Genomic DNA, 17,324 nt, shown 5'->3' on the forward strand with positions numbered 1-17,324 from the left:
TAGCCAGTGCTATCTATCAATTATGCAACTATGTCAGCGACTAGAGCAAATCCTCAATAATCTCCGTCCAGCCTTTAGCCGAGAAGCAACGTTCCAATGGTTTATCCTGTTAGTCTGGGGAGTAGTGCTCAACAGCCAACCCAGCGCAATAACTAGCTATGTCAATGCCATTGGCTTAACAGAGAGCTACTACAATCAGGCTCTACATTGGTTTGATTCCAAGGCGTTTAGGGTCGAAGGACTAACTTTACAATGGTCAAAGTGGCTAAGTCAGCATGAAAGTCTATACAGAATTAAAGGGGTGCGACCTTTAGTTGATAAAAGCTGTTGTAATCAGGGTTCTACAGGGAACCCATATTGATCAAGTTTTGCCCAAAATTGACTCCATCGTTCCTTGGTCAATACCAAAGCTCGTAGGCTCAAAATAATTCCTGCTCCTTTTTCCTTCCATCGCATCCCTGAACAACATAATCGTTGTTTGACCAACGTCTTACAAGCTGCTTCCGTAACACCTGAACCAATCGGATACTTTTTCTCTATGTATTCAGCATAATCCATTTGATGCTGATGATTCTCGTAATAAGTAATCGCCGCTTGTAGTTTCTCGGTAAGATTCTTAGAATGACTTTTTTCTTCTTTGACTTCTTTCATCAGATTTAGCAGTTCTCCTGCTTTTCCTTTTTCATGCTTGAGTTCTCGACAATTTTCAGTCAACCATTCTTTTTGTTTTGACACGGTATTCGGATGCAACGCTTCTGCCAAGGCACCTAAGTAACCAGAGGCATGATAGAAATCTAATATCTGTTCTTCCGTTTGCTTTTCTAAAAACTTCCAATTTGATTCTGCCCCGTCTGCTATCCCGACCAATGTTGCCTCTGGATAACGGTTTTTCGCTCGCTCAATTTCTCTTTCTAATCTTTCTAGAAAACTCTTTTTTCCATACTCTGGTGCCGCACCTAGATAGATTGTATGTTGACGTTCGCCTTCACTATCGTATAGGGAAACGGTTCCCACCATTGCTTCACGGTAGCCATCCTCACACATCAGCATACAGGTTCCATCTAATCCTATTCCCACTGTTGCAATTTGGCTATCCTCCTTGGGCGGGGCATAACTCCACGCTTCTTCTTTTGCCTGTACCACACTTCCTACTGCTTCACTCAATCTTTGGATATAGGATAGCGCTACTTTTCTACCATGATTTTCTAATAAATCATTTTTCACCTCTTTGCCTGCCATCCCTGACATTTTTGAGGATACCTGTTTTGCCAATAATGGCGTTGATGTTATGATTATCCTTGCTTCTCTTTCTAAGGGGCAATACGTTTTTCCTCAAAGGTGAACGCTGATATACATGACGATTCACTATAACCTCACCATAAGGTGTTTGATATTCTTTCGGTTGCTCTCCCTTACTCTTCCAGATTTCTTCACCGATTTTTAAGGGTGAACCATCTGTATCTAAATATTTCAAGGCTTCTTTGCTGGCGATGCAACCTACTTCGTTTAAGCCTTTTTGAATATTTATTTCTGTATCCAACATTGAACGACTGAGTTCTAATGTTAGTTCTATTTTTATCTTTGAACCCTCTACATTAATTAGTTTTGCTGTCATCATTGTTTCCTCTTTGTCACTTTTCATCCCATGTTAACACTTTTCTTTTCCTTCATCAACTAAAGGTCACACCCAATTAAAGGGAAACGGGTGTATGTGGGTGATGGCATCAAAGTGGGGAAAGAAGGACGCAAGATGCCAGGTGTAAAACGACTACACCAAGAATCGGAAGATGTGTCCAAGCCAGAGTGGATAAGGGGTCATTACTTCAATGCCTTGAGTATTTTGGTGGGAGTAGGGAAAGCCTGCTTTGCCTTGCCCTTAGTGTTGCGGCTAGACGATGGCATCAAGTCCAAAGCAACCGAGAAGGGGGAGGGAAAAGGCAAAAAAAAGGTGAAGACGAGCCTGGTGACAAAAATGGCTGACCTTTGTGTTACTTACGCAGAGGCAGGGAGTTATGTAATTTTGGATGCTTATTTTGCTTGCGAACCAGTGCTCAAAAGTTTTCGCCAGAACGCCTTGCATCTAATCACAAGAGTGCGTTGCTCCACCGTCGCCTATGCCCCCTTTTGTTCCGTGCCGACGCTGACGGGGAGAGGACGACCACGGATTTGGGGGAGTTCGATAAAACTAGAAAAGCTGTTCGCTCTGGCGGCGGACTTTCCGACAGCTAAAGTCTGGCTCTATGGTCAACAAGTCACGGTTTCTTATCAGTGCTTTGAGTTCCACTGGGATAGTCCCCATCAGCTCGTCAAGTTTGTTCTGACCCAATTGCCTAACGGACGACGACTGATTCTGCTTTCTACTGATCTCTGTTTGACTGGACCTGAGATTATTGCCGCTTACGGTCTCCGATTTAAGATTGAAGTCACTTTTCGTCAATTAGTCCATCTTTTGGGCAGCTTTGCCTATCGTTTTTGGCTTAAGAGTCTTCCTACTTTACCTACCTGGCCCAGCAATCTTATCCTCAGTGACTATCCACAAGCTGTTCAGACTCAGATTTTAAACAAGGTAGAAGCCTTTGAGCGTTTTGTTAACCTTAATGCCATTGCTTTAGGGCTACTTCAAATTCTCGCCTTAGAGTTACCCCAGGGGATTTGGGCTAATTTTCCTCGATGGTTTCGGACATTACCATCCCATGGCTACCCTAGTGAACGGATTGCTCAACTAGCCCTTCAACATCAAGCCCAAATGATTTTTCCTCAAAGTCCACCCAGTCTGCTTTTGCCTAAATTCCTTACCGCTAAACTTGCCTCTTCCCCAAGCCCTGATATGCTTACTTTCGTCGCATAGTCATTACCTTATCTGGCATCCATAAACTTCCCACTGTCCAGTTTTTGACACACGACGTTTTTTTGCTATGGCTAAGTACTCTTTTCTTGCCACTTCCCTATAAGTCCTCGGCTTTTCTTTCCTTTTCTCTTTTATTTCTTCATACAGCTTATCTATTATTTTTTCTGTTTTTTCTCTGGCATCATTCAATATTCCTATATCCGTTGGATATTTTATATCTGCTGGTGTACAAGTCGCATCTAACAATAACTTTCCTTCATTTTCTTTTTTTTCTGACGCTACACCCGTCGCTTTTTTTTCTATTTCTTTATTAATTTTATTTATTAATTCCATTCCTATTTTTTTACGAAAATGAACCATCATTGACGCATTAAATGCTTCTTTGCTACTATAGCTTTCCATTCCTATAAAGTACTGTAAATAAGGGTTCTCTTTTATTTGTTCTACTGTTTCTCTGTCACTTTTTCCTGAAATTTCTTTGATAATTAATGCTCCTAATGCCATTCTAAATGATTTGGCTGGGGCTCCTTTTTTTTCTGTGAAGTTTTTTGCATATTCTTCCTCATATTCTTCCCAAAGAATCATTTTTGACATTTCTATCCAACGATTTTCTTCGTCTAACTGCCCGCCGAACAGATTTTTCAAGTTTTCTGGTGTTTCAATTGAGTACTGTTGCTTTCGGTACATCTGCTTTCTCTCTTCTTAATGCAATGGTTTTGAGGCATTCTACCCTATTTTCGTGCATTCTAGCGGTTCTTAATTCGCCTACTATTTTTCTCCGTAAAGGTCTCAGCTTTTTTCAGCAAGCCCTACATAAAAAAAGAACAAAGAAAATAAGAAAAGTCATTATGACAAAAGATAATACTGACAAGTAGTAGCCCCAAAAAAGCGCAAAATCCTCTCTCGCTCAAGCGTTAGATTGATTATTTGGGGACAATTATCCAGTACAACCCAATGAACTCCTCTCAACATCTGAAAAATCCAACGCAGTGTCGGACGCTGAGTCGGCTTTCCCAACTGATTAGGCACAGTCTCCTCCTGCTCTGCCAGAGCCAGTCTCAGTTTACGTTGTCCCAAGCTGTACACCAGTAAACACAACACCATGATGAAACTCAATGCCATAATCCGCTCAGGGGTTTTGAGAAAAACACTGGACGCCAAAAACAGAGGGTCTTTAAGGAAGCGAAAACCTCGCTCTACCCCTTGCTGTTGCTTGTAGTGGACAAGCAGTTGCTCATCGCTCAAAGAGTCTCCATCTAGCTGATTCGTCGCCAAGACAAAACGTCCTGCTGCCCGCTCTGAAGCTTGAACTTTCGCACTATTGAGGCTGAAAGTGGCTTGGGCATGATAGCTACGACGAATGGGCTGTTCATGGGGACGGGGTTTACCTCGATGACCGTAATGACATTTTTCGACGACAGTTAGGTCTTGAAGAAGATGCCATTCTAAACTCTTCTCCCATCGGCTCAGGGCGGTTAAAGCATCCTCCCGACAAGCAAATTCCTGATGCTGTAATTGTTCTAATTGTCTTTGAGCTTGAGCCGTTGCTTTCTCTGTCTTCTTCGTCAGTTGTTTGAGGTCTAAAGCTTTTTTTTGCTCGCTATCTACCACTATCCAACGTTGTTTGACTCCCCCATATTCACTTTCTAAGGAGGTAAGACGATAGCCCTCTAAATCAGTTGTGATGAATTGCTCCGAGGCTAATTGACTGACCGCATCCTGCACTTCTCTAATCGTTTTCGGCACAGAACATAACCAGTATATGCCGGTTAACTTTTGCAAGTTATCGGCACTGTATAAGGCTGAATCTGCTATATACAAACCATCGAATTGCCACTGCTCATTGAACTTTTTCAAGAGTTTAGCAAACTCTTTTTTATCACTTTGATTGCCATCTCCTAATTCGAGAAAAGCGGGAATGTCGCCATCCCCCCAACAGACTAGATTCAAGACAAATTGTTTCAAGTCTGGTCGCTTATCCTTTGAATAGCCATGAGTGATATGGATTATTTGGCTTTCTTTGTCTTCTCTCTCCACCGATAATTTATATTCCCCTTGTACCGATAATGAACTGGAGTCTAAATGGGAACTTTTCATCACTATTTTGAAGATTTCTACGGCTTTTAGACAAATTCCGAGAAACAAACGGCTGATGCCGGCCATAAAGATTAAATCTAAGACTCTCCCTAAACGGTCATCATTCAGGTCGCTGGCTTTTATTCCTTTTCCTAAAAGATGTTCTACTGGTTTATCTTCAAAAAAACGACTGAACAAATATAAAGGAGAGTTGATAAAGCCTAAGCCATTGAGAATCATCGCTTTCACTACCAGACCCGCACTGATTTTAGCACGGTCATTTTCTCCTAGTTGTTCATTGATATAATCCACTAGACCTAGTTCATCAACTATCGCCGCGATTATTCCTAAATGGTCGAGATTTTTAACGTTTAATTGGGTCATTTTCTCTTGGGTTTATTAGCTTTTTTATTTTAACTATTCTGTAGCCATTTTTGAATCTATTTTTATTTTTTCAAGACTAGTACGGAATACGGGCTCTAACACAGAAGTCGAAGAAATTAGCATAGATGGTGGGAAGGTACGACTCAGAACTCCCAAGGGAGAACCCTTAATTTGGCGTGATTATAAAGGAGTCAGTTTTCATCAATTGGGGGTAGCTGCCTTTTTTCAAGATAACTCGGCTTTATTAGATTTGGTTAATTCTCAAATTTTGGCTAAGCCTTTAATTTGTTTGGGAGATGGACATGATGGTATCTGGAACTTATTTCGTGAGATAGGACAGAAACATGAGCGAATTGAAATTTTGGACTGGTATCACTTAATTGAAAACCTCTATAAAGTTGGGGGGTCATTCCAGCGAATTGAGGAGGTCAAGTCTTTTCTTTGGACGGGTGAAGTGGATGCCGCTATCTCCTGTTTTGAGGGATGGTCAGAGCCTCAAGCTGAGAATTTTATCATTTATTTAAACAAGCATAAACATCGGATTGTCAATTATGGTTATTTGCAGGCAGAGGGCATTTCTATTGGCTCTGGCTCTGTCGAATCTCAAGTTAAACAAATTGGTCATCGTCTTAAAATTACTGGTGCGAGTTGGAATTCTGACAATGTACCACAAGTCCTTCGTCATCGCTGTTCCTATTTAAATGATTACCTTTTTTGACTCTTTCATTTACCTCGTTAAGTATTTCTACTTATTGCAGAGGTGAGATGCTCCCTGAATAAATACAAGGGAGAATTAATAAATCCTAAGCCATTGAGAATCATGGCTTTAACCACCAGACCCGCACTGATTTTCGCACGGTCATTTTCTTGTAACTGTTCATTGATATAATCCACTAGACCTAGTTCATCAACCTAACTTTTCCCGTTAAGTGCGGATTGCAAGCTGCCAGCCTTGGCAAAGGTCATGCAACTTCAACCAACCGCGCCAAAGGACTTGGATACCGAGAGGAGTTTTACGACGATGTTCAAGATAACCACCAAGAAAAGCAACAGACTCGACAGCCCAAGCAACAGTCAAAATAGGGGGAAGTTTTTGAGAGGCGGCTGCTTTTAACACCTGAAGTTGAAGAGGATTAAGAATTTCAATCGCGAGAGCATCGGGCTGGGTACGATGAAGATAAGTAACGTGTAAAAGTTCAACAGCAATGACACTTAAAAAACCCAAAAGAGTTTTCATTCCATCAGAGGCAAGTCGATAACGCTCACTCTGACAACCAGACTTAAGGACTTTATGAAATTCTTCAACCCGCCATCGGTAGGTGTACCAACGAAGAATAGTGACAGCCATCTCAATAGTCTCAACAACTTCTGTAGTCAGAAGCATCCAAGATAAAGGAGTTTCGCCTTCGGGACAATCGATTTCTGTCGCATAAACAGCATAGACATTCAACGGGTCACGATTATCAAAACGATAGGGAGTTCGTAGATTAACTGAGCAAAATCGGACGGCAAGCTTAACCTTCCGTGCTTTTCTTTTTCCTGTACTCGGAATCTCGATTTCTTGATGAAAACGAATCGGTTCTGATTCCAAATGTTGCCAAAGTCGTTCACTATTTTTGTCTAAACTACGATTATGAGACGCTCTGACCAGCACTCCTGTATGCTTGAGTTGACGCACTGAGTCAAAGACTTCTGAAACATCTCCTTCTCTGTCAAATACATGAATTACCCTCGTTGAACTTTCTACCTGTTTCTCACAGGTGTTTAGAGCCTCTACCCATTTGTAGGATTCTTTTTCCTCAAATGGTCTTTGACGAGCTGCTTTTCTTTGTTCTTTCTGTCTTTCTTTTTTCTGCTTCGCCGTTTCATCTGTTGGGGGCTTTTCTTTTACCTCCCTATTCCACAGTTTTTGCCATAATAAACCTAATACTTGTCCTTTTTCTGGCTCAATTGCTAAAGCACTATGCAGTATTAATCCATTCCCTCCTTTTCCAGTCGGCCCATACCCTTCCCTTTTTTCCTTGATATTGCGATAATCTAAGAAGGTCGTATCTCCGACTGATAGCATTATCTTATATTCTTCTACGGCGGCAGTTGTCATTTCACAGTGCGGCTCTATTATCTTGACAAAGTCTGTTTTCGGATTCCCAAAAATTCATAGGCCCTCTTTAACTCGTTTCCTCCCTTAAACACTTCTGATAAGGCTTTTCCAAACCCCTCACTTAACTTTTTCCCAATCGAGAAGGCACGATTGTTTAGCCTCTCGTCTCCCAATTCACAACTGGCAAAGTTTTTTGTCCACCATTCCAACATTTTTTGACCTGCCCTTTAAGATTTTCTCCATTTTACAGTCTCATACTCCCTTCATCCTTTGTTTTTGAAATTTGAACGATAAGCGGGATGATGGCTTCAGAATATTTTTTTCCTGTCAAGAGAATCATTACTCAAACCCTTGCCAGATAAAGCCTCTAGAAGTTTGCATTGCTGGATTTTGGACTTAACGGGAAAAGTCAGGTTCATCAACTACGGCCGCGATTATTCCTAAATGGTCGAGATTTTTAACGTTTAATTGGGTCATTTTCTCCTCGGTTTGTTAGCTTTTTTATTTTAACTATTCTGTTGCTATTTTTGAATCTATTTTTATTTTTTCAAAATTAGTACGGGATATGGGTTAAAACAGCATCTCACCGAATCAGCCCGTATCCTGCGCAAATATACGGAACCAGAGAAACAGAAGGACTTTGGAAGCATCGAAGTAGAAGTCAGAACCCAGATGTTAGAAATTGTGGGGCCAACAATGGGGGAGTTTTTTTTTCAGAAGGGGGAAAAAAACGGTCTGGAAACAAGCGAAAAATCAAAACCCTAGTCGGAGAAGTGGAAATAAGCCAAAAACAAGCCAGAAAACTAAAGGTGTCGCCAAAAATCGTCTTAAGTCCAGGTTTAGAGAAATGCTGTCTAAGAGCCAGTGCGAAAACATCCTACCAACAAGCAGAAGAAGATATAGAGGAGTTGATGGGGATAAAAGTAGGACATAGCAGTTTACATCGCTTGGTAGAACGGACAGAACTGCCCTTAGCTCAAGCTCAGTCAGAGAGTGCGGGGGTCAGTATAGATGGGGGAAAGATTTGTCTGCGGGGCGAGGAGAAGGAAGGGGGACAGTGGCGAGATTATAAACTGGTGAGTCTTCATGGCAATGTCTGTGAAGCCTTTTTCCAAGACCCAGAGGGCTTAAAGAATTGGAGCAATGTTCAACCTTTGTCCCCAATAGTGACCTTTTTGGGAGATGGTCATCCCGCAATCTGGAATGCGGTAGAGAGTTTCGCCACTCAATCGTGGCTGATACGACGAGAGGTGTTGGATTGGTATCATCTCAAGGAGAATCTGTTCAAAGTGGGTGGCTCTCTCAAACGGCTAGAAGCAGTGGAGCATTTACTGTGGCGGGGTTTTGTGAACAAGGCAATAGATGCGTTTGATGGAGTCAAAAGCAAGAGGGCAAAGAATTTTCAAGCCTATTTGACGAAGCATTATCAGCGTATCCCTGATTACCAATACTATCAACAGCTTGGTATTGTGATTGGTTCTGGTGATGTGGAGTCTAAGATTAAACAGGTGGGAGCTAGGGTTAAATTGTCGGGAGCACGTTGGCATCTTCATAATGTTTCTCGTATTCTTCGGCTACGATGTGCTTATCTCAATCACTCTCCTCTTTTGAGTGTCAATGTATTATCTTAAGTGGGATGCACCCGCATGAATTGACTACGACGCGAATGATTTTCAGGTCCATTATCCTGATTTATCACCAATTTCTCAATATGACTAAAGCGATGCTTTACACTTTCCCACCAACTTTCTAATATGTCACCAATGCAATCTGCTGTTAATTTGGACGACACAAAAAATAAAGATAATTCGGGCTTGCTGAAAAAGTCAAAAAACGAAAGAAATGTGGGTTAGGGAAGTATGGACTGAAAAAGCATAGATAACTTATCCTTATGGAAACAAATCAAAATACAGATTTTGTTTAATCTATTGTTCCTTTCTGTCTAAAAAGGTCAACACAAATCACTCCTCACAAAAGAGAGGAAAATTAACACCATTTTTCACAAGAAAAACGACTCTACAACTTTTTACTTTTTGTCTTCTGAAGTAGAGTAGAAAGATTCATTACCAAAAAGTTCATCGCAATTACCGTTTCCGAGGTCTCAGGTAGTTTGGCCATCACTCGACCAAGACTAAATTTCCTCTTTCCCTGTCCGAATTTACCCTCAATGGCATTACGCACTCTTTCATCTGAGCGTGCCTCTTTCTTTTTTTCTTTGCTCACCTCTTTCGGCGGTCTTCCCAATCGGGGACCACTCATTCTTATATCCCTTTCTTTACAATAAGCTCGATTCGCTTTTGTTCGATAGATTTTATCCACATGAACCGATTCCGGATAACATCCTGTTTCCCTTTTATATTCTTCTATTCGCGCTTGTAAATCTCCCGATTCGTTGTAATTATCCCAACTTAATTTGTCTAAGAAGACAAAGCCATTCACATTACTTGCCGATATTTTAGCTCCAAACTCTACTGCTTTTCCCGCTTTTCCACGCACTATTGGACGCACGTGAGGTTGGCTTACACTCACAATTCTGTTTTCTACTTTATTTGTCTTTTTTTCATACATTTCTAACTGTTGCTCATACACTTTTCCTATCGTTACAAGCTCTTCTTGCTCTTTTTTCGTTAGTTTTTCTAACTTTGCTCCCTCTTCTATCATTTTTTCTATATGAGACAAGTTTCTTTTTATATATCCTAGTTGTTTTTTTGTTCCTTTTCTTCTTTCTTTTTTTGACACACGACGTTTTTTTGCTATGGCTAAGTACTCTTTTCTTGCCACTTCCCTATAAGTCCTCGGCTTTTCTTTCCTTTTCTCTTTTATTTCTTCATACAGCTTATCTATTATTTTTTCTGTTTTTTCTCTGGCATCATTCAATATTCCTATATCCGTTGGATATTTTATATCTGCTGGTGTACAAGTCGCATCTAACAATAACTTTCCTTCATTTTCTTTTTTTTCTGACGCTACACCCGTCGCTTTTTTTTCTATTTCTTTATTAATTTTATTTATTTATTTATTAATTCCATTCCTATTTTTTTACGAAAATGAACCATCATTAACGCATTAAATGCTTCTTTGCTACTATAGCTTTCCATTCCTATAAAGTACTGTAAATAAGGGTTCTCTTTTATTTGTTCTACTGTTTCTCTGTCACTTTTTCCTGAAATTTCTTTGATAATTAATGCTCCTAATGCCATTCTAAATGATTTGGCTGGGGCTCCTTTTTTTTCTGTGAAGTTTTTTGCATATTCTTCCTCATATTCTTCCCAGGGAATCATTTTTGACATTTCTATCCAACGATTTTCTTCGTCTAACTGCCCGCCGAACAGATTTTTCAAGTTTTCTGGTGTTTCAATTGAGTACTGTTGCTTTCGGTACATCTGCTTTCTCTCTTCTTAATGCAATGGTTTTGAGGCATTCTACCCTATTTTCGTGCATTCTAGCGGTTCTTAATTCGCCTACTATTTTTCTCCGTAAAGGTTTCAGCTTTTTTCAGCAAGCCCTAATTCATTCTGTTCAGGTAGAAAAATTCCGTAAGGAATTAGAGTAACTTCTGCTCCAAAGTCATGGTAAGAATGCCTCTGTTTTTACCCGCGTTTTTCCACTCCTGTCAAATTCTCCCACTTTGACCCCTACCTTGCCATCTAGCGATATACGCAATGTCTTTGGGTCTTCATCTGCTTCCCTGTTGATTTTTTCGATTTGTTCAAAAATAGCTTCCGTTTCTGCTATCTTTTTTTTCGGTTTGCTTTTTAATACTCTTCTTAAGCTATACCCCAAATCATTCAATTTTCTTCTGATTGTTTCCGATGATGGTAGTTCTTCCTCTTGATAACCTGATTGTACAATCAGTTGCCTACGCACCTCTTCACTTGTTATTCTCGTATATAATCGCGTACTTTTAAAACTTCGGTCTGTTTGACTTTTCGGCTCCACTATCGACTTTATATCTTCTAAGATATTCGGTAATTTTGTTTCTTTTTTTTTGCGCCCACTACGGCTGCGACCATCTATGAATGCTTGACCACTCGTTAATTCTTCTGTTCCTTTGCGGATTGTTCGTCTATTCCACCCTAATTCGCGTTCTGCGAAGGTTTGTCCCCCTATTCCCAAACCTTGTACAACCTGTGCCATGAATTGTCTCCTGTCGCTACCTTTTAGTTTTTTGGCTGTTTCGATGTACAGCGATTTTAGGTCTTCACTGATTTCCGTTACTGATTTTTTCAGCATACAATTTACCTTTTTGTTAAAACTGTCTTTTGCTATCGGATCATTTATTTTATGGCTATCTCTAACAGAATACAGACTACATAGCCTAGAATGCGAACACTGCGGGTCAAAAAGCCGAGGGAAATTGCCAGCAGGAGTGACCGAGAAAAGCTATGGGGCAAGATTAGCCGCCTTAGTGGGAGTGCTAAGTGTCGAAGCAAGACAAAGCCATCGTCAGATACAAGGGCTGCTGAGAGAGGTATTTGGCATAGAGATAGGGAGAGGGACAATCAACAACATCAGGCAAGAAGTAAGTGAAGCCATAGCCGCCGCCAATGAAGAAGCGAAAGAATATGCCAAGCAACAACCGGTGGTGAACTGTGATGAGAGGGGATTTAGCCAGCAAAATCGGAATGACAACAACCCAACAGAGAAGAAAGCATGGCTGTGGGTGCTGGTGCCCCCATGGATAAGCCTATTTCTAGTCACCTTGAGTCGTAGCCAAGAAGTGGCCAAACAGTTAATCGGCGAGACATTCACGGGCTACTTAGGCAGTGACCATTATGGCAGCTACAGCAGCAATTCTAAATTTGAAAAATCAGGAGGAATTAGTGGCGGGTAGAGGGTCAAATGGCTCAAGCATAAAATCAAGAAGGTGTTGCCAGCTATCAAAGACAAAATAGATAGTAAGAGTGCGTAAATGGGAAAAAAAGCATCTTCGAGTCCCTAAAAGTAGTCGGATACGTTGGTAGGACTCATCTAAAAGCTGTAAAACGGTGTGAAACAAGAAAGCCAGTAAATTTAAGGTGAGCAAAAAGGTAGCAAGATGGTGGTCACCATGTCCAAAATTGTGTTCTAGATGGTAGCCCTGAGTCTTAAGAGTATTATGGTTCTCATTTTCGGTTTTCCAACGAGAGCGAGCGACACTGGGTACTGGTATCGTGTGATCAAAGCTAGAAAAAGTTATGGTGTAAGAGTTTGAGAAAATAGAAAATAACTTACGACTGGACATATTCCCGTTTTTGTTATACTATTATTATTGTCATTATATTAAAGAAAGGGAAAACAGAAAGCAATGTCAACATTGAATAAAAGCTCAATTGACCTCCTAAGTGATATTGGCTTACCCCAAGAGAAAGAGGAAGCCTTATTTCAGAAAAACTGCCCTCATTGCTATAGTGAAAAAGTAAAAATACATTCTCATTATCAAACGAAAGGTAACGGGGAACGTAAAATGTTCATTTGTCAAGAATGTAGTTCTTGTTTTGCTGAGACTTATGGTAGCGTAATCGCTGGCTTAGAAACCCCATTAAGTGAAATTGTAAAAGTATTAAAAGCCAGAATGGAAGGAATAGGATTAAATGCAGCAGCCCGAGTATTCGGCTACGCGAAAACAACAATATTGAATTGGGAAAAGAAATTATCAGGATTACAAGAGACATTATTTTTATACGCCTTAGTGAATGAATTTGTTAAATTAGTAATAGAAGGGGATGAACTATACACAAAAGTTGGAAAAAATAAAGAAGCAAGTGGGGTACATCCCGGATAAAGTAGTACATAGAATCTGGGGTAAAATGGAAAAAAACTGATGAGCGAAAAAAGTATGTTACCGATTCCCCCAGAAGAAAAAGCACTGTTAAAACAGCATCTCACCGAATCAGCCCGTATCCTGCGCAAATATACGGAACCAGAGAAACAGAAGGACTTTGGAAGCATCGAAGTAGAAGTCAGAACCCAGATGTTAGAAATTGTGGGGCCAACAATGGGGGAGTTTTTTTTTCAGAAGGGGGAAAAAAACGGTCTGGAAACAAGCGAAAAATCAAAACCCTAGTCGGAGAAGTGGAAATAAGCCAAAAACAAGCCAGAAAACTAAAGGTGTCGCCAAAAATCGTCTTAAGTCCAGGTTTAGAGAAATGCTGTCTAAGAGCCAGTGCGAAAACATCCTACCAACAAGCAGAAGAAGATATAGAGGAGTTGATGGGGATAAAAGTAGGACATAGCAGTTTACATCGCTTGGTAGAACGGACAGAACTGCCCTTAGCTCAAGCTCAGTCAGAGAGTGCGGGGGTCAGTATAGATGGGGGAAAGATTTGTCTGCGGGGCGAGGAGAAGGAAGGGGGACAGTGGCGAGATTATAAACTGGTGAGTCTTCATGGCAATGTCTGTGAAGCCTTTTTCCAAGACCCAGAGGGCTTAAAGAATTGGAGCAATGTTCAACCTTTGTCCCCAATAGTGACCTTTTTGGGAGATGGTCATCCCGGAATCTGGAATGCGGTAGAGAGTTTCGCCACTCAATCGTGGCTGATACGACGAGAGGTGTTGGATTGGTATCATCTCAAGGAGAATCTGTTCAAAGTGGGTGGCTCTCTCAAACGGCTAGAAGCAGTGGAGCATTTACTGTGGCGGGGTTTTGTGAACAAGGCAATAGATGCGTTTGATGGAGTCAAAAGCAAGAGGGCAAAGAATTTTCAAGCCTATTTGACGAAGCATTATCAGCGTATCCCTGATTACCAATACTATCAACAGCTTGGTATTGTGATTGGTTCTGGTGATGTGGAGTCTAAGATTAAACAGGTGGGAGCTAGGGTTAAATTGTCGGGAGCACGTTGGCATCTTCATAATGTTTCTCGTATTCTTCGGCTACGATGTGCTTATCTCAATCACTCTCCTCTTTTGAGTGTCAATGTATTATCTTAAGTCTCCTCTTTTGAGTGTCAATGTATTATCTTAAGTGGGATGCACCCAGCAAGTGCCTCTGAGTGGTGGACAATCGTGCTCATGGAAAGGGCTAGCCGCTTTATTTGGCATTTAAAATGTGGTCGAAAAGAGCAGAAATTATTTCTAGAAGCAATGATGACGGTAGCGGAATTATTTGAAAGGAGTGCAGAATCTCTCCAGTTATTTACAGATGGAGAAAAGCGATATAGTCAACTGCTATTTAATATTTGTCACGAAGCATTAAGGACTGGAAAGCGAGGTCGTCCCACCAAAGTATTACCGAAGGGTCTTGTGGTAAGACTAAAAAATAAGAGTAGTAAACGTCAAGATTCTGAGGGTAAACTAAAGAAAGTAGAAACTCCGAAACCAGAACATCCAGAGACAACAAAAAAACCAGAAGAAAAGGACATCCATACCAACCACGTTGAGGCATTTAATAGTGCTATCCGACGCTATTTAGCCGCCTTTCGTCGTCGTACAAATACTTATGCTAAATCTGTTGTGGGATTACAGCGAGTCCTAGATATTTTCTGGATGGTTCATAACTTTGTTCGCAGCCATTTTACTACTAGAGAAGTTCCTGCTGTAGCTCTCGGTATAATTGAAAAAGGGTTAACTTGGGAGGACTTACTCCAAATTCGCCTGATTTCTTGAACCTCTCGTATTGCAACGTTTGTAGCTTCTAGCTAGACGATACCAGTGCCGCGACTATGCAGTTGTCTCTGATGTTCTAGGAATGATTCACATTGCATTAGAAACAGGCTGAAACCACCTAGTACCGCATATTTTAGGCTGTAGGTTGTATTTGGACTGGGTTGGCGAGGGTCTTTCATTTTCTCTATACTTGCTACCAAGTACGCTATCAGACCAGTCATACTGAGGGCTTGCTGAAAAAAGCTGAAACCTTTACGGAGAAAAATAGTAGGCGAATTAAGAACCGCTAGAATGCACGAAAATAGGGTAGAATGCCTCAAAACCATTGCATTAAGAAGAGAGAAAGCAGATGTACCGAAAGCAACAGTACTCAATTGAAACACCAGAAAACTTGAAAAATCTGTTCGGCGGGCAGTTAGACGAAGAAAATCGTTGGATAGAAATGTCAAAAATGATTCTTTGGGAAGAATATGAGGAAGAATATGCAAAAAACTTCACAGAAAAAAAAGGAGCCCCAGCCAAATCATTTAGAATGGCATTAGGAGCATTAATTATCAAAGAAATTTCAGGAAAAAGTGACAGAGAAACAGTAGAACAAATAAAAGAGAACCCTTATTTACAGTACTTTATAGGAATGGAAAGCTATAGTAGCAAAGAAGCATTTAATGCGTCAATGATGGTTCATTTTCGTAAAAAAATAGGAATGGAATTAATAAATAAAATTAATAAAGAAATAGAAAAAAAAGCGACGGGTGTAGCGTCAGAAAAAAAAGAAAATGAAGGAAAGTTATTGTTAGATGCGACTTGTACACCAGCAGATATAAAATATCCAACGGATATAGGAATATTGAATGATGCCAGAGAAAAAACAGAAAAAATAATAGATAAGCTGTATGAAGAAATAAAAGAGAAAAGGAAAGAAAAGCCGAGGACTTATAGGGAAGTGGCAAGAAAAGAGTACTTAGCCATAGCAAAAAAACGTCGTGTGTCAAAAAAAGAAAGAAGAAAAGGAACAAAAAAACAACTAGGATATATAAAAAGAAACTTGTCTGATATAGAAAAAATGATAGAAGAGGGAGCAAAGTTAGAAAAACTAACGAAAAAAGAGCAAGAAGAGCTTGTAACGATAGGAAAAGTGTATGAGCAACAGTTAGAAATGTATGAAAAAAAGACAAATAAAGTAGAAAACAGAATTGTGAGTGTAAGCCAACCTCACGTGCGTCCAATAGTGCGTGGAAAAGCGGGAAAAGCAGTAGAGTTTGGAGCTAAAATATCGGCAAGTAATGTGAATGGCTTTGTCTTCTTAGACAAATTAAGTTGGGATAATTACAACGAATCGGGAGATTTACAAGCGCGAATAGAAGAATATAAAAGGGAAACAGGATGTTATCCGGAATCGGTTCATGTGGATAAAATCTATCGAACAAAAGCGAATCGAGCTTATTGTAAAGAAAGGGATATAAGAATGAGTGGTCCCCGATTGGGAAGACCGCCGAAAGAGGTGAGCAAAGAAAAAAAGAAAGAGGCACGCTCAGATGAAAGAGTGCGTAATGCCATTGAGGGTAAATTCGGACAGGGAAAGAGGAAATTTAGTCTTGGTCGAGTGATGGCCAAACTACCTGAGACCTCGGAAACGGTAATTGCGATGAACTTTTTGGTAATGAATCTTTCTACTCTACTTCAGAAGACAAAAAGTAAAAAGTTGTAGAGTCGTTTTTCTTGTGAAAAATGGTGTTAATTTTCCTCTCTTTTGTGAGGAGTGATTTGTGTTGACCTTTTTAGACAGAAAGGAACAATAGATTAAACAAAATCTGTATTTTGATTTGTTTCCATAAGGATAAGTTATCTATGCTTTTTCAGTCCAGGGAGCATCCCAAATTTGCAGTAAGTATAAATGCTTAGTTACAAAGAAGGGAAAAGGGGATAATCTAAAAAGTTATAAAAATTGGAGTACAAAAAATGAACGTTGAAGATAAGCAAAAATTAGACGACCATCTCAAAGCTATCGCAGAAATCATGGTCAGAAATACGCAAAAAGAAGACTTGAAAAGCTTTGAAAGTATAGAACTAGCGGTACGAGAGCAAATGTTGACGGTCGTAAGTCCAGCTATTGGCCGTTTTTTTTGTGAAACAGCAACAGGAACAAAAGCAGGAAGAGAAAGAACAGTGGACAGTATTATCGGAAAAGTAAAAATTACAGAAAAACAGGCGAAAAAGCTAGGGTTAGAAAAAAATAAACAAGTGAGTCCTTATTTAGGGCTTGCTGAAAAAGTCAAAAAACGAAAGAAATGTGGGTTAGGGAAGTATGGACTGAAAAAGCATAGATAA

Annotated in this window: 13 protein-coding genes and 8 pseudogenes; 11 read left to right on the plus strand and 10 right to left on the minus strand. The window is 40.2% G+C overall.

Translation table 11 applies throughout. The annotated features are described in order from the left end of the window. Positions 1-22 precede the first annotated feature (22 nt). A complete protein-coding gene (locus tag KA717_08450; GenBank protein UXE62740.1) occupies positions 23-361 on the plus strand; it encodes a hypothetical protein in 339 nt (112 codons plus the stop codon). Here the strand turns inward: KA717_08450 and KA717_08455 are convergent. Continuing rightward, positions 334-1,615: pseudogene (locus tag KA717_08455) on the minus strand (ISKra4 family transposase). The gene KA717_08450 and the pseudogene KA717_08455 sit on opposite strands and share 28 nt — an antisense overlap. Before the next feature lie 90 nt (positions 1,616-1,705). Between KA717_08455 and KA717_08460 the strand changes: the two are divergent. Further along, positions 1,706-2,848, plus strand: coding sequence for a transposase (locus KA717_08460; protein ID UXE62741.1), 1,143 nt, complete (start codon positions 1,706-1,708; stop codon positions 2,846-2,848). A 42-nt stretch (positions 2,849-2,890) separates the two neighbouring features. On the opposite strand, the pseudogene KA717_08465 reads toward KA717_08460, so the two are convergent. Then, positions 2,891-3,535 (minus strand): annotated as a pseudogene (locus KA717_08465) (transposase). 159 nt (positions 3,536-3,694) lie between these two features. Then, positions 3,695-5,308, minus strand: a complete 1,614-nt coding sequence (locus KA717_08470) for an IS1634 family transposase (GenBank protein UXE62742.1) — start codon at positions 5,306-5,308, stop codon at positions 3,695-3,697. A 103-nt stretch (positions 5,309-5,411) separates the two neighbouring features. Between KA717_08470 and KA717_08475 the strand changes: the two are divergent. Then, positions 5,412-6,026 (plus strand): annotated as a pseudogene (locus KA717_08475) (ISKra4 family transposase). A gap of 207 nt (positions 6,027-6,233) precedes the next feature. Here KA717_08475 and KA717_08480 read toward each other — a convergent pair. Beyond that, positions 6,234-7,409, minus strand: a complete 1,176-nt coding sequence (locus KA717_08480; protein ID UXE62743.1) for an IS4 family transposase — start codon at positions 7,407-7,409, stop codon at positions 6,234-6,236. 17 nt (positions 7,410-7,426) lie between these two features. Continuing rightward, a complete protein-coding gene (locus tag KA717_08485; GenBank protein UXE62744.1) occupies positions 7,427-7,621 on the minus strand; it encodes a transposase in 195 nt (64 codons plus the stop codon). 540 nt (positions 7,622-8,161) lie between these two features. Between KA717_08485 and KA717_08490 the strand changes: the two genes are divergently transcribed. Next, positions 8,162-9,040, plus strand: a complete 879-nt coding sequence (locus KA717_08490) for an ISKra4 family transposase (protein UXE64597.1) — start codon at positions 8,162-8,164, stop codon at positions 9,038-9,040. 11 nt (positions 9,041-9,051) lie between these two features. Here the strand turns inward: KA717_08490 and KA717_08495 are convergent. From KA717_08495 to KA717_08505, 3 genes and pseudogenes are all read right to left on the minus strand, one after another. Then, positions 9,052-9,219 (minus strand): annotated as a pseudogene (locus KA717_08495) (ISAzo13 family transposase). 227 nt (positions 9,220-9,446) lie between these two features. Then, positions 9,447-10,792, minus strand: a pseudogene (locus KA717_08500) (IS5 family transposase). Between the two features lie 184 nt (positions 10,793-10,976). Continuing rightward, the gene (locus KA717_08505; protein UXE62745.1) at positions 10,977-11,642 is read right to left on the minus strand and encodes a hypothetical protein; all 666 of its coding nucleotides are present in this window, start codon (positions 11,640-11,642) and stop codon (positions 10,977-10,979) included. Positions 11,643-11,766: 124 nt separating this feature from the next. Between KA717_08505 and KA717_08510 the strand changes: the two genes are divergently transcribed. Next, positions 11,767-12,243: a transposase gene (locus KA717_08510; protein UXE62746.1), complete on the plus strand. Its 477-nt coding sequence runs from the start codon at positions 11,767-11,769 to the stop codon at positions 12,241-12,243. On the opposite strand, the pseudogene KA717_08515 reads toward KA717_08510, so the two are convergent. Continuing rightward, positions 12,220-12,540: pseudogene (locus KA717_08515) on the minus strand (ISNCY family transposase). The gene KA717_08510 and the pseudogene KA717_08515 overlap by 24 nt on opposite strands. A 156-nt stretch (positions 12,541-12,696) precedes the next feature. Here KA717_08515 and KA717_08520 point away from each other — a divergent pair. From KA717_08520 to KA717_08535, 4 genes are read left to right on the plus strand one after another with little or no spacing between them, the layout of a single operon-like run. Further along, entirely contained in the window at positions 12,697-13,173 is a 477-nt protein-coding gene (locus KA717_08520) for a hypothetical protein (GenBank protein UXE62747.1), read from the plus strand. Between the two features lie 39 nt (positions 13,174-13,212). Then, positions 13,213-13,455: a hypothetical protein gene (locus tag KA717_08525; protein ID UXE62748.1), complete on the plus strand. Its 243-nt coding sequence runs from the start codon at positions 13,213-13,215 to the stop codon at positions 13,453-13,455. Then, a complete protein-coding gene (locus KA717_08530) occupies positions 13,443-14,321 on the plus strand; it encodes an ISKra4 family transposase (GenBank protein ID UXE64598.1) in 879 nt (292 codons plus the stop codon). Before KA717_08525 ends, KA717_08530 begins: the two co-directional genes overlap by 13 nt. A gap of 39 nt (positions 14,322-14,360) precedes the next feature. After that, the gene (locus KA717_08535; protein UXE62749.1) at positions 14,361-14,996 is read left to right on the plus strand and encodes a hypothetical protein; all 636 of its coding nucleotides are present in this window, start codon (positions 14,361-14,363) and stop codon (positions 14,994-14,996) included. 32 nt (positions 14,997-15,028) lie between these two features. On the opposite strand, the gene KA717_08540 is transcribed toward KA717_08535, so the two are convergent. Continuing rightward, a complete protein-coding gene (locus KA717_08540) occupies positions 15,029-15,175 on the minus strand; it encodes a hypothetical protein (GenBank protein ID UXE62750.1) in 147 nt (48 codons plus the stop codon). Between the two features lie 170 nt (positions 15,176-15,345). Between KA717_08540 and KA717_08545 the strand changes: the two are divergent. Together KA717_08545 and KA717_08550 are read left to right on the plus strand one after the other, a co-directional pair. Continuing rightward, positions 15,346-16,683, plus strand: a pseudogene (locus tag KA717_08545) (IS5 family transposase). A 272-nt stretch (positions 16,684-16,955) separates the two neighbouring features. After that, a pseudogene (locus KA717_08550) lies at positions 16,956-17,252 on the plus strand (ISKra4 family transposase). Positions 17,253-17,324: the final 72 nt, after the last annotated feature.

This window comes from Woronichinia naegeliana WA131 (genome assembly GCA_025370055.1).
Lineage (GTDB): Bacteria > Cyanobacteriota > Cyanobacteriia > Cyanobacteriales > Microcystaceae > Woronichinia > Woronichinia naegeliana.